General features: G+C 72.9%; 11 protein-coding genes. 3 read left to right on the top strand and 8 right to left on the bottom strand.

Annotation, left to right across the window (positions count from 1 at the left end; all coding sequences use genetic code 11):
* Positions 1 to 60 precede the first annotated feature (60 nt).
* Together ACYVMZ_RS06155 and ACYVMZ_RS06150 are read right to left on the bottom strand one after the other, a co-directional pair.
* Positions 61 to 957 carry an ABC transporter ATP-binding protein gene (locus ACYVMZ_RS06155; protein ID WP_461076374.1) on the bottom strand — a complete coding sequence of 299 codons (897 nt, stop codon included), beginning with the start codon at positions 955 to 957 and terminating at the stop codon, positions 61 to 63.
* 31 nt (positions 958 to 988) lie between these two features.
* Positions 989 to 1,912, bottom strand: coding sequence for an ABC transporter permease (locus ACYVMZ_RS06150; protein ID WP_461076196.1), 924 nt, complete (start codon positions 1,910 to 1,912; stop codon positions 989 to 991).
* Positions 1,913 to 2,094: 182 nt separating this feature from the next.
* Between ACYVMZ_RS06150 and ACYVMZ_RS06145 the strand changes: the two genes are divergently transcribed.
* Positions 2,095 to 2,721, top strand: a complete 627-nt coding sequence (locus tag ACYVMZ_RS06145) for a TetR/AcrR family transcriptional regulator (RefSeq protein WP_461076194.1) — start codon at positions 2,095 to 2,097, stop codon at positions 2,719 to 2,721.
* 222 nt (positions 2,722 to 2,943) lie between these two features.
* On the opposite strand, the gene ACYVMZ_RS06140 is transcribed toward ACYVMZ_RS06145, so the two are convergent.
* The 4 genes from ACYVMZ_RS06140 to ACYVMZ_RS06125 form a co-directional block, all read right to left on the bottom strand.
* Positions 2,944 to 3,372: a nuclear transport factor 2 family protein gene (locus ACYVMZ_RS06140; RefSeq protein ID WP_461076192.1), complete on the bottom strand. Its 429-nt coding sequence runs from the start codon at positions 3,370 to 3,372 to the stop codon at positions 2,944 to 2,946.
* A 142-nt stretch (positions 3,373 to 3,514) separates the two neighbouring features.
* Positions 3,515 to 4,498, bottom strand: a complete 984-nt coding sequence (gene galE / locus ACYVMZ_RS06135) for a UDP-glucose 4-epimerase GalE (RefSeq protein WP_461076190.1) — start codon at positions 4,496 to 4,498, stop codon at positions 3,515 to 3,517.
* A 69-nt stretch (positions 4,499 to 4,567) separates the two neighbouring features.
* Positions 4,568 to 6,172, bottom strand: coding sequence for a glycosyltransferase family 2 protein (locus ACYVMZ_RS06130; RefSeq protein ID WP_461076188.1), 1,605 nt, complete (start codon positions 6,170 to 6,172; stop codon positions 4,568 to 4,570).
* Positions 6,173 to 6,228: 56 nt separating this feature from the next.
* Complete coding sequence (locus ACYVMZ_RS06125) at positions 6,229 to 7,482, bottom strand: glycosyltransferase 87 family protein (protein WP_461076186.1); 1,254 nt, start codon at positions 7,480 to 7,482, stop codon at positions 6,229 to 6,231.
* A 164-nt stretch (positions 7,483 to 7,646) separates the two neighbouring features.
* Here ACYVMZ_RS06125 and ACYVMZ_RS06120 point away from each other — a divergent pair, with 164 nt between their 5' ends.
* On the top strand, positions 7,647 to 9,173 hold the full coding sequence (locus tag ACYVMZ_RS06120; RefSeq protein ID WP_461076372.1) for a glycosyltransferase family 39 protein: 1,527 nt from the start codon (positions 7,647 to 7,649) through the stop codon (positions 9,171 to 9,173).
* Here the strand turns inward: ACYVMZ_RS06120 and ACYVMZ_RS06115 are convergent.
* The gene (locus tag ACYVMZ_RS06115; RefSeq protein ID WP_461076184.1) at positions 9,121 to 9,621 is read right to left on the bottom strand and encodes a MarR family winged helix-turn-helix transcriptional regulator; all 501 of its coding nucleotides are present in this window, start codon (positions 9,619 to 9,621) and stop codon (positions 9,121 to 9,123) included. The genes ACYVMZ_RS06120 and ACYVMZ_RS06115 overlap by 53 nt on opposite strands.
* 119 nt (positions 9,622 to 9,740) lie before the next feature.
* Here ACYVMZ_RS06115 and ACYVMZ_RS06110 point away from each other — a divergent pair, with 119 nt between their 5' ends.
* Entirely contained in the window at positions 9,741 to 10,154 is a 414-nt protein-coding gene (locus tag ACYVMZ_RS06110; RefSeq protein WP_461076182.1) for an organic hydroperoxide resistance protein, read from the top strand.
* 9 nt (positions 10,155 to 10,163) lie between these two features.
* Here ACYVMZ_RS06110 and ACYVMZ_RS06105 read toward each other — a convergent pair whose 3' ends face one another.
* Positions 10,164 to 11,756 (bottom strand): hypothetical protein, encoded by a 1,593-nt coding sequence (locus ACYVMZ_RS06105; RefSeq protein WP_461076180.1) that lies wholly within the window; start codon positions 11,754 to 11,756, stop codon positions 10,164 to 10,166.
* Positions 11,757 to 11,902: the final 146 nt, after the last annotated feature.

The following is an 11,902-nucleotide window of genomic DNA, read 5'->3' as shown; positions in this document are numbered from 1 at the left end:
AGACCCGCCTATCCGGTCATAGTGACACCAATGCGATGAACGGGCCGACCGGAGTGCGCCTCACGAGGGAAGAGGCACCTTGCTCCCGTCGGGTTCCCTGTGCGCCGGTTTGGGAGCCGGAGGCTTCGGCCTGGATTTCGGCTTGGCGGACTTGTCCCCGGTGAACGCCTCGTACTCCTTGAGGACCTCCTCCGTCGGCCCGTCCATGCGCAGCTCGCCGCGCTCCAGCCACAGCACCCGGTCGCAGGTGTCGCGGATCGACTTGTTGTTGTGGCTGACCAGGAAGACCGTGCCCGCGTGCTTGCGCAGCTCGCGGATGCGGTCCTCGGAGCGCTTCTGGAAGGAGCGGTCGCCGGTGGCGAGGGCCTCGTCGATGAGCAGGACGTCGTGGTCCTTGGCGGCGGCGATGGAGAAGCGCAGCCGGGCGGCCATGCCGGAGGAGTACGTGCGCATCGGCAGCGTGATGAAGTCGCCCTTCTCGTTGATGCCGGAGAAGTCGACGATCTCCTGGTAGCGCTCCCTGATCTGCTCCCGGGACATGCCCATCGCGAGACCGCCGAGGTGGACGTTGCGCTCGCCGGTCAGGTCGCTCATCAGGGCCGCGTTCACGCCGAGCAGGGACGGCTGGCCGCCCGTGTAGATACGGCCGTTCTCGACGGGGAGCAGTCCGGCGACGGCCTTCAGCAGGGTCGACTTGCCGGAGCCGTTGGTGCCGATCAGCCCGATGGCCTCGCCCCTGTACGCGACGAAGGACACGTTCCTCACGGCGTGCACCCGCCGCACACCGGCCGCCTGCTCGGTCTGCCTGCGGCGCAGGATGCGGTTGAGGGCGGCGGTCGCGGAGCCGCGTCCGGCGCCGGTGCCGTTGACCCGGTAGACGATGTCGACGCCGTCGGCGATGACGGTGGGGACCCTGCCGTTGTTTTCCGTGGTCGCAGTGTTCTCAGGGGTCCGGATGTTTTCGCCGGTCTCGGCGTTCTCAGCGTTCTCAGCCACGGCCGTAGGTCTCCTCAGCCTTCCAGAAGTAGATGAACCCGCCGACGCCGGCGAGCAGCGCCCAGCCGGTGGCGATCGCCCACACGTGGGCCGGGAGCTGGCTCGCGTGGAAGCTGTCGATCAGGGCGAAGCGCATCAGGTCGATGTAGACCGCGGCCGGGTTGGCCTGCAGCGCGGGGCCGACCCAGGACGGCAGACCGTCGTGCCGGCTGAGCAGGTGGTCGATGCTCCACATCACGCCCGAGACGTACATCCAGGTGCGCAGCAGGAAGGGCATCAGCTGGGCGATGTCCGGGGTCTTCGCGCCCAGCCGGGCCATGACCATCGAGACGCCCGCGTTGAAGGTGAACTGCAGCACCAGCGCCGGGATCGCCAGCACCCAGGACGCCGCCGGCGGCACGCCGAACGCGAGCAGGATGACGACCAGGGCGGCCATCGAGAACAGCAGCTGCTGGAGCTGCTGGAGGCAGAACGACAGCGGCAGCGCGGCGCGCGGGAAGTGCAGGGCCCTGACCAGGCCGAGGTTGCCGGAGATGGCGCGGGTGCCCGCCATGATCGAGCTCTGCGTGAACGTCCACACGAAGACGCCCGTGACCAGGAAGGGGACGTAATCCGGCACGCCCTTCTTGGTCTGCAGCAGCACGCCGAAGATGAAGTAGTACACCGCCGCGTTCAGCAACGGCGTCATCACCTGCCAGACCTGGCCGAGCTTCGCCTGGCTGTACTGGGCGGTGAGCTTGGCGGTGGCGAACGCGGTGATGAAGTGGCGGCGCGCCCACAGCTGGCGGACGTACGCGGGCAGTGAGGGGCGGGCGCCGCTGACCGTCAGGCCGTGGCGGGCGGCGAGGGCCGCGAGGTCGTCGTCGGCCGGGACCGGTACCGGCGTCGGGGGCGGTGTGTGGAGGACCTGGCTCACATCCGCTGCTTTCGTTCGGGGGAGGGGGGTGCGCGGCTTTCCGCGTCCGTCGCCCGGCGTTTCCTTACGTGACTCTTCACGTCCTCTTACGTCGGGACGGGACCGTATCGTCGCAACGCGAGCGTAGGCCGATCGGACGTCGGAACGCAACCGTTTCGTCGCTACGCCCTATGCTGGTCGGCATGACGACGAACGCCGACGAGCCCCAGCCGCGTCCGCGCCGCCGGGCCCCCGCGGGGGCGGCCGTGCTGCGGGAGGATGTGACGGAGGCCATCCGGGCGGCCGTCTTCGAGGAGCTCGCGGCCGTCGGCTACGCGCGGATGTCGATCGAAGGGATCGCGCGCCGGGCGGGCGTCGGCAAGACCGCGGTGTACCGGCGCTGGCGTTCCAAGCTGCACCTGGTCCTGGACATCGTCTCGGCGCTCGCCGTGCAGGGCCTGCCGGCGCCGGACACCGGCTCCCTGGAGGGCGACCTGCGGCTGCTGTACGAGGTGACCTCCCGCGCCCTGCGCCACCCCGTGGCCTCGCAGATCATCCCGGACCTCCAGGCGGAGGCGGCCCGCAACCCCGAGATCGCCGAGGCGCTGCAGAAGGCCCTCAGGGAAGGGCAGGACGGGGTCGCGAGCGGCATCGTGACGGCGGCGGAGCGACGCGGTGAGGTTCGTGCGGGCCTCGACCACGACCTGGCCCTCGACCTGATCTCGGGGCCCCTGTACTGGCGCTCGGTGGTGATCCGCAGCCCGAAGCTGCCGAAGGGGTATCTGGCGGCGCTGGCCCGGGCCACGGCGGGGGCGCTGAAGGCGTTGTGAGGCGGGGTGGGTGCGCGGCCCGGTGCGGCGGGGTGCCTCCCCCGCTCCCGCCTTCACGAGAGCGGAGGTCCTGAGCAAGCGGTCGGCACACGGAGGGGCGGCCCTGACGAGACCGGCGGCCACCGGCGCCGGAGCCCGGCGCGCCGGGCCGGAGGGCGGCCCCTGGCGAGACCGGCGGTCACCGACGCCGGAGCCCGGCGCACCGGTGGCCGCCGGCCGGAGTTACAGGTTGTCTCCCCAGCCGCCCTGGATCATGGTCTGGAAAGCCCACTTCCCGTCCCGCTTGAGCAGGATGTCGGCGTACCGGAGCTGCTGGGAGTGGCCGTCCACGGTCATGGTCGAGTCCGTGAAGACCACGGCCATCGAGGCGGACAGGAATACCGGGGTCCGGGTGGACTCGAAGGTGATGTCCTGGCTTCCCTCGCCCATCACCTGGGTCATGGTCGCGACGAACTGGTCCCGGCCCCACTGCGCCGATCGACCGTCGCCCGCGGAGTCGTCGCTCACGAGGTTGAGCGGGAACACCGCCATGTCCGCCATGCGCTCGACATCGCGCTTGGCGCTCGCCGCGTCGTAGTCCGCGAACCAGGCGTCCAGGCTCGCGCGGTCTTCGGCGGTCGGGGTGTAGCCGGTGTCGGGCAGGAAGGTCATGCGGGCTCCTTCGGGACGGTGCGGGAGGCGGATCCGCCAACTAGTCAAGTTTGCCTAGTTGGCTGCCGAGGGAGCAATACCTCTCCCTGTCGCTGGTCAAACTTGATCAGTGTGGATCCTGGCTGTGATGCGGGTCACGCGGCTACTGGCCGCGGGCCGCCTCCGGATGCAGGCGCACCCAGCCCTCCCACGCCGAGGTGATCATGTCCTGGACGTCGTGGCGAGCCTTCCAGCCCAGTTCGGCGGCGGCGCGGTCGGCTGAGGCGACGACGCGGGGCGGGTCGCCGGGACGGCGTGGGGTGACCGTGGGCGGGCGGTCGTAGCCGGTGATCGCGTTGATGTGGTCGATCATCTCGCGGACGGAGACGCCCTCGCCCCGGCCGATGTTGAGGGTCAGGTCGCGGCCGGGGGACACCCGCAGCGCGCGGGCCGCCGCGACGTGGGCCTCCGCCAGGTCCACGACGTGGATGTAGTCGCGGACGCAGGTGCCGTCGGGGGTCGGGTAGTCGTCGCCGAAGATCCGCGGAGCGGCGTTCTCCGTCAGCTTCTCGAAGACCATCGGGATGAGGTTGAAGACGCCGACGTCCGCCAGCTCGGGGCGTGCGGCGCCCGCCACGTTGAAGTAGCGCAGGGACGCCGTGGACAGGCCGGCCGCCCGGCCCGTCGCCCGCACCAGCCACTCGCCGGCCAGTTTCGTCTCCCCGTACGGCGACATCGGCGCGCACGGCGTCTCCTCGGTCACCAGGTCCACGTCCGGCATGCCGTACACCGCCGCCGAGGAGGAGAAGACGAAGGACGGCACGTTCGCCGCCGTCACCGCCTCCAGCAGGACGCGCAGGCCCTCGACGTTCTCCCGGTAGTAGTGCAGCGGCAGGTCCACCGACTCGCCCACCTGCTTCTTCGCCGCCAGGTGGACGACTCCGGTGACGCCGTGGTCGGCGAGGGCGCGCGCGACCCGGTCGCCGTCCAGGGTCGAGCCCACCACCAGCGGCACTCCGTCGGGCACGCGCTCGGCGATGCCGGTGGACAGGTCGTCGTACACCACCGCCCGTTCCCCCGCCTCCGTCATCGCCCGGACGACGTGCGCCCCGATGTAGCCGGCGCCGCCGGTGATCAACCAGGTCATGTGCGGCCGTCCCCTCGTCAGTTGGCCCGGTGGGTGGTGCGTGTACGTGGTGCCGGTGTGGCCCGGCTATCAGTGAAGCAGGCGCCGCAGTCTTCCGCGTACGACCGACATCACGCCGCGTACGCCGGGCGCCACGCGCAGTGCCAGCGCGCCGGAGTGCGTGGCGTAGGGCTGTACGAGGACCACTCCGTGCCGGGCGCTGGGGACGGCGTGGCGGCGCAGCAGACCGGCGCCCGTCAGCGCGTGCGCCGTGAGCTCGCGGCTCGTGCCGTCGCGGAAGCGGACGCGCAGGCGCAGATCCCAGGTGCCCGCGCCGTACCGGGCCAGGTCCGCGAGGTCCACGGTCGTCTCGGCCGACCAGGTGCCGGCCGTCCGCGTGAGCGCGGTCGTACGGCGTGTCCCCGTCCGGCCGTCCTCCCGTCGCCGCCACTCCACCTCCAGCGCCTCCGGGCCCGCCGCCTCCAGCCGGCCGTACAGCTCGTGCAGGCGCAGCCGCAGGCGGGTGCCACGCGCGCGTGGGCGCAGTTCCGCGTCGACGGCGAGGGGGAGCAGGTGGACGGGGCGGGTCAGCAGGGGGTCCAGGGCGATCTGGGGCAGGTCGCCCGACCAGACGGGTGTGCCGTCCGCGGTGCGCGTGTAGGGCGGCAGCAGGCGGGCCGGGCGGGCCGCCAGCTCCCGCAGGCGGGGCAGGTCGCGCGGCTCGGGGGAGGCCAGGACGACCCGCCCGATCAGGCGGCCGGGCGCGGTCGGGTTGCGCGCCCAGTCGGCCGCGTCGTACTCCGCGAGGTGCGTCCGCGTGAGCTCCCACCATGCGCGCCGGTAGTGCGCGTCGCGCAGGCCCAGCTCGCGCACGTACATGCGCAGGTCGTGGTCGAGGAACTTGGCGCGGGCCGCCCGCGCGAGCTCCTTGTGCCCGGCACCCAGCAGGATCTCGTACGCCAGCCGGCACGCGTACGTGCGCGCCCGCCAGTTCCCGACGCCCGCGCGGTCCAGTGAGATCGACAGCCGCTCGGCGGACCGGCGTACGTGCCACACGTACACCCGGTCGGGGACGAGCGCGATGCGCGGGCCGGCGGCCAGCACGCGCGCGGTGAAGACGACGTCCTCGTAGCGGAAGCGGCCCTCGGGGAAGCGGATGCCGTGCTCGCGCAGGAAGCCGGTGCGGTAGAGCTTGTTGACGCAGAGCGTGTCGTGCACCAGGCGCGGGCGCAGAGCCGGGTGGGCGATGACGGCGTGCTCCGCGTACAGGCGCTCCTCCCACGGCACTTCGCGTCCCGAGGGCAGCTCCCGGCGCACACACAGTCCGCCCGCCACCTCCGCCCCCTCCCGCTCGGCCGCCGCGAGCAGCGCGTCCACCGCGCCGGGCGGGAGCACGTCGTCGCTGTCGAGGAACATCACGTACGGCGAGGTCACCGCGTCGAGTCCGGTGTTGCGCGGGCTGCCGCAGCCGCCGCTGTTGATCCGGCGCCGGACCACCTTCAGGCGCGGCTCGGTCGCGGCGAGGCGGGTGAGCAGTTCGGCGCTGCCGTCGGTCGAGCAGTCGTCGACGGCGACGACCTCGCGCACGGCGGGACCCTGCGCGAGCGCCGAGCGCACGGCGTCCGTCACATGGGTGGCGTCGTCGTAGCCGATGACGACGACGGCGACGGCGACCTGGGGAGGGGGAGCGTTCATGGGCGTCCCTGTGCCGGATGCGCGGAAGTGGTCACGAGCGTGCGTGATTGAACCCGTTACGTGGTGCTTGGTACCCCTTGGTGAAGACGGTCCACACCGGACCCCGGTTCACTTTCGGCTGCCGCTTTTCCCCGCCGGGGTCTGCTCGACCGCCACAGGCGGACGAAGGACAGCACGGCGGCCGTGGCCAGCAGCCCGTTGCGGACGAGCATCAGCGCGCAGCCCGTCCAGGTGGAATTCCGGACCTCGTCGTACAGCACGGGGTACGCCACGGCGGTGACCGCCGTCGCCGCCACGATCAGCACCGCCACCGGGCGCTGCACGGTGTGCCGGGAGGCCAGGCACACCGCGGCCAGGCCCAGCAGCCAGATCATGTACTGCGGACTGATCACCCGGCTGGTGACGGTGAACAGCAGCACCGCGCTCAGCGCCGCGTCGTACGGCGTCGCCGGCGTCCAGCGCCGCGCCCGGAGCCGCCACAGCGCCAGCAGCGCGAAGGCGGCCACGGTGAGCCCGAGAGAGAAGTCCGCGACGGTCCGTACGTGAGGTCCGGTGAACTCCAGCGCCCCGTACTGGTAGCGGACCGTCCCGGGCCAGCCGGCGCGCGTGGCGAAGGAGAGCACCGTTCCGCCGAGCGACTCGATCTGCACGCCCCGGTCGCCCTGCTGCCGCAGGAAGGCGAGCGGGTTCCTGAACGCGGTCGCGAGCAGCAGGAAGGACAGGGCCCCGGTCGCGGCCGCCCACGTCCACGCCGAACGCGTCGCCCGCCCCCTCGGCGTGCCCAGCAGCACCAGTGCGGGCCACACCTTGACGAGCGCGCCCAGCGCCGCGAAGACGCCACCCGCGCGCGGGGAACGCGACAACGTCAACAGGGAGATGACGGCCAGCGCGGTGACCTGCGTGTCGTACCGGACGAGCGGGATGTGCAGCAGCAGCGGGAGGCCGCCCGTCCACAGGGCGGCGCCGCGCAGGCTGTGCCCGGGGCGGGTGCCCGCGCGGGCGAGCGCCGCGGTGATCGCCGCGTCGGCGACGAGCGCGAGCACCACGAACGCCTGGAAGTACGTCAGCCACGGCAGCAGCGCGGGCGACAGCAGCACCGAGCCGGCGCCCGGCGGGTACTGCCAGCGCGGGTCGTGCGCCGGGAAGGCGCTGTGCATCAGGACGCCGTACCAGTGGTGGTAGAGGTGCCACACCTCGCGCGCGGCGGCGCCCCCGCCCAGCAGGGGCAGCCCGCTGTACGCGAGCAGGACCAGCATCGCGGCGCGGGTGGCGAGCCAGGCGGCGGTGAGGGTGAGGAAGCGACGTCTCATCACCGCGGATCGTAAGCCGGGCGAATGGCATGAAAGTGCTAACACACCATCAATCATCGATAAAGGCTCGCAGGCGGCGCAGAATCGCGCTCGTGGTGAGCGGAGAGGCGAGGAGGGCCGACCGGGTCCACGGCGCGGTGGCCGTGGCGGTGCCCGTGACCGGGATGCTCGCGATCGGGCTGTGGGGCCTGGACCGCGGCGGCATGTGGGGCGACGAGAGCGTCACGTTCCAGGTCGCGCGACGGACGGTGCCGCAGATCTGGCGGCTGGTGCAGAGCGTGGACGCCGTGCACGGCCTGTACTACCTGCTCATGCACGCCGTCCTCGCCGTCCATCCCGGCGAGGTCGTCCTGCGCCTGCCCTCGGTGTGCGCGGCGGCGGCGACGGCCGGCCTGGTCGCGGCCCTCGGCGTACGCCTGGCGGGGCCACGGGTGGGCCTGTGGGCCGGTCTGCTCTACGCGGTCACGCCGATGACCGGCCACTACGCGCAGGAGGGCCGCTCGTACGCGCTCGTCGCGGCGGGGGTGGCGGGGGCGACGCTGCTGCTGGTGAGGGCGGTGGACGGGCGGGCGGGGCGGTGGTGGCCGTACGGGCTGGTCCTCGCCGTGACCTGTCTGCTGCACGAACTGGCCGTGCTGGTGGTCTGCGCGCACGCGGTGACGCTGGGGCTGGCGCGGGTGCGCAGGGACGTGTGGTGGGGGTGGGGGCGCGCGGTCGGCGCGGTGGCCGTCGTCCTGCTGCCCCTGGTGTGGGTGTCCATGGGGCAGTCGGGGCAGGTGGGGTGGCTGGTGGCGCCAGGGTGGGAGCGGGTCGAGGGACTGGCGCGGAACGTCGCCGTCGGCCCGCGGGGCGCGGTGTTCTGGGCGTCCGTCCTGCTGCTGGTGGCGGGACTGGGGGCGCGGCGGCCGGCGATGGTCGCGTTCCCGCTCTTGGTGGTGCCGCCGGGGATCTTGATGGTGGTCTCACAGGTCCGGCCGCTGTACCACGACCGGTACGTGCTGTACGCGCTGGCGGGGGCGCCGCTGCTGGTGGCTGCCGGGGCGGACCGGTTGGCGGGGGCCGTGGGGCGGCTGCGGTTCGGCGGGCGGCGGGCGCACGGCCGCGTGTACCGGGTCGTCGTCGGTCTCGGCGGCGTCCTGGCCGTCACGCTCGCCTTCCTCAAGCACGTCCCCCTGCACCGCCACGACCGGTCCCCGGACCACCGCCCCGACAACCTCGCCGTCGTCGCCTCGCTCGCCGCGCGCCAGATCCGCCCCGGCGATCCGGTGCTGTTCCTGCCGTCGGTCGGGCGGCTCGCGGCGCTGGCGTATCCGAAGGGGTTCCGGCGGACCTGGGACATCGCGCTCGGCGAGCCCGGTCCCCGCTCCGGGACGCTGTGGGGCCGCGAGGCCACGCCCCAGGAGCTTCGGCACCGGCTCGCCTCGGTGGACCGCGTCTGGGTCGTCGCCGAGCCGTACGCGCTGCGCCCCGGCTGGCAGCCCCGCGACCCGACCGAGCGCGCCAAACTCACGGTCCTCGAGGAGCAGTTCACCCCCCGTGAGGAGCACGTCCGTCACGGCGTGGTCCTCCGCCTCTACGTCCGCCGCACGGCTCCGGGCAACCCGCTGTCGCCGGCCACGAGCAACCCCGTGTCCCCGCCTACGAGCAGCCCGGCGTCTCCGACAGCGCGGCCGCGTCCAGTGCGGTGGTGAGTTCGTCGAGGCGGGTGCGCAGGGCGCGGATCTCGTCGGTGTCGAACCCGGTCGCGGCGGCGATCCGGCGCGGCACCTCGAGCGCCCGCTCGCGCAGCGCGGCGCCCTCCTCGGTCGGCCCCACCTCCACCGAGCGCTCGTCGCGGGCGCTGCGCTCCCGCCGCACCAGGCCGGCCGACTCCAGCCGCTTGAGCAGCGGGGAGAGCGTGCCGGAGTCGAGGCGCAGGTGCTCGCCGAGCTTCTTCACGGGCATGGCGCCGTGCTCCCAGAGCACCAGCATCACCAGGTACTGCGGGTAGGTGAGCCCGAGGTCCTTCAGGAGCACGCGGTAGACGCCGTTGAAGGCGCGCGACGCCGCGTGCAGGGAGAAACAGATCTGCTGGTCGAGGTGGAGCCAGTCCTCGGCCGGCCGGTTCCGGTCGGGGGCGGGGGTCCGCGGCGTGTTCATGCCTCCAGGATAGCTCTTGCCCGCCATTTGATTGCGCACAATTTGATTGTGTGCTCTACTTAGGGTGTCGGCGGCCGGAGCAGGCCGCCGGAACGTGACTCGAGAGGGATGGTCTCCACATGGACGCGCTCTACACCGCTGTCGCCACCGCCACCCACGGCCGTGACGGCCGTGCCTACACCTCGGACGGAAAGCTGGACGTGCAGCTCGCCCCTCCGGTGGAGCTCGGCGGCAACGGCCAGGGCACCAACCCGGAGCAGCTCTTCGCCGCCGGTTACGCCGCCTGCTTCGCCAGCGCCCTCGCGCTGGTCGGCCGCCAGGCCAAGGTGGACGTCAGCGACGCCGCCGTCACCGGCGAGGTCGGCATAGGCAAGCAGGGCGAGGGCTTCGGCCTCGCCGTCACCCTCCGCATCGAGCTGCCGGAGTCCGTGGACGAGGCGACCGGCCGCAAGCTGGTCGAGCAGGCCCACCAGGTCTGCCCGTACTCCAACGCCACTCGCGGCAACATCGACGTCGACCTCGTCATCGAGTAAGAGCCGGCATCACCCGCCGACCCGCGCCAGCACCTCCCCCGTCCGCCTGCTCCACGCCACCACCACGGCCTCCTCGGGCACCGGGGTCCAGCGCGTCAGCAGCAGCCAGCGCACGTGGTAGCGGCGGACGATCGCGGCACGCTCGGCGCGGGTCGAGCCGGGGGCCAGATAGGCGCGGACGTCGGCGGCCCGGCGTTTGCGCGCCCGCTCGTCCAGGGCGGGGTCGGGCCAGATGGGCGCGGCGAGGTTCGGCCCGTACCCGGCGATGACGTGACTGGCGAAGTACCCGTCGGTGATCACCACCTCGCCCGGCCCGATGTGCCGCGCCGCCCACTCGTACGTCGGCCAGCGCGTCGGCTGCGTGAACCCCACCGGATCCACCGAGCGCGGTACGACCGCCCCGGCGTGCACGGTGAAGAACCCGATGCCCGCCCCGACAACCGCCACCGTGCCCAGCATCCGCCTCGGCCACCTCCACGGCCGGGGCGCCGCCAGCTCCACCGCCAGGGCGAACTGCAGCGGCACCAGCGCCGCCCACAGGGCCCTGCCGTACGTGTAGTGCCCGCTCACCCAGCCGTACGCCAGCACCAGGCACTCCAGCACGAACATCAGCACCAGCGGGTCACGCGCCGAGCGCCGGGCGCGCAGCCACAGCGCGGGGGCGCCGGCGAGCAGGGCCAGCCAGGAGTTCTGGAGCATCGCCTCGTACAGCCGGCGGTGCATCGCGTCCATGCCGGTGTCGCCCACCAGCGACAGCACGTCGTAGTACGGCCACGTGAGGGCGACCGCCGCGGTCGCCGCCCCCGCGAGCGCCCAGCGGCCGACGACCGGCCGGCGCCACCCGCGCTGCACCGCCGCCACGATCGCCACCGCCCCGATCAGCGCCGGAGCGGCCGTCACCGGATGGGTGAGCAGGATCAGGCCGTACAGCGCGCCGAGCCCGGCGTACCCCCACCGGCTCCCGAGCCCGCTGGGACCGACGAACCGGACGGCCCGCCCACCGGCACGCGCGCGCGTGCGGACCGGGTTGCCGCCACGCGCGCGCGTGTACGTCAGCGCCCACGCCCAGAACGTCAGCCCGATCGCGAACGCGGACGGATAGCCCAGGTTCGACGTCATCGCCATCAGCCCGAGGTAGCCGCTCCACTTGATCCGCGCGGTGCCCCACAACACCGTCATGAACAGCAGCGCCAGGACCGGCGCCCACCGGCGGCTGGTGAGGACCCGCACGAAACGGCCGATCCCCGTCAGCAGCACGACCAGGTGCACCGGCCCGGCCAGCCTGACGACCTCCCAGCCGGACAGCCCCGTCAGCCGCGCGAGGACGCCCTGGGCGACGGCGTACGGCCCGTAGTACGGGCTGCCCGCGCCCGGCAGGTCGGCCATGGTGTGGGCCGGGTGGAGCAGGTCGGCCTTGAGGCGTTCGACGACCGCCGCGTGCTGCCCGGCGTCGCAGCACAGCGGGATCCGCCAGTACGCCAGCGTCATCACCACCCAGAACAGGCCACCGAAGACCTGGTAGGGCGTGGGGCGCCACGTACGGCCGCCGCGCAGCGCCGTCGCGCCGTGAAGGGTCCGCCGGATGAGGAGTCCGGCTCTCATCGGAGTGCGGGACGGGGAAGGATCGGAAGGGTCTGGGCCATGGGCCGAATGTTCCCGAGGGCGGCAACGGCATGACGCCCGTCACTTCATCGAGTGACATCGCGGGTGGACGAGTGTCGCGGGTGGACGAGTCCCATCGAGGGTGG

Source organism: Streptomyces deserti, from assembly GCF_054782695.1.
Note: the sequence above shows the minus strand (reverse complement) of the source record. Positions and strands in the feature narration are given on the sequence as shown.

Coding starts and splice junctions, on each gene's coding strand:
- ACYVMZ_RS06145 (WP_461076194.1), top strand. CDS start 2,095: ATGACGACGAACGCCGACGAGCCCCAGCCGCGTCCGCGCCGCCGGGCC.
- ACYVMZ_RS06140 (WP_461076192.1), bottom strand. CDS start 3,372: ATGACCTTCCTGCCCGACACCGGCTACACCCCGACCGCCGAAGACCGC.
- galE (WP_461076190.1), bottom strand. CDS start 4,498: ATGACCTGGTTGATCACCGGCGGCGCCGGCTACATCGGGGCGCACGTC.
- ACYVMZ_RS06130 (WP_461076188.1), bottom strand. CDS start 6,172: ATGAACGCTCCCCCTCCCCAGGTCGCCGTCGCCGTCGTCGTCATCGGC.
- ACYVMZ_RS06125 (WP_461076186.1), bottom strand. CDS start 7,482: ATGAGACGTCGCTTCCTCACCCTCACCGCCGCCTGGCTCGCCACCCGC.
- ACYVMZ_RS06120 (WP_461076372.1), top strand. CDS start 7,647: ATGCTCGCGATCGGGCTGTGGGGCCTGGACCGCGGCGGCATGTGGGGC.
- ACYVMZ_RS06115 (WP_461076184.1), bottom strand. CDS start 9,621: ATGAACACGCCGCGGACCCCCGCCCCCGACCGGAACCGGCCGGCCGAG.
- ACYVMZ_RS06110 (WP_461076182.1), top strand. CDS start 9,741: ATGGACGCGCTCTACACCGCTGTCGCCACCGCCACCCACGGCCGTGAC.
- ACYVMZ_RS06105 (WP_461076180.1), bottom strand. CDS start 11,756: ATGAGAGCCGGACTCCTCATCCGGCGGACCCTTCACGGCGCGACGGCG.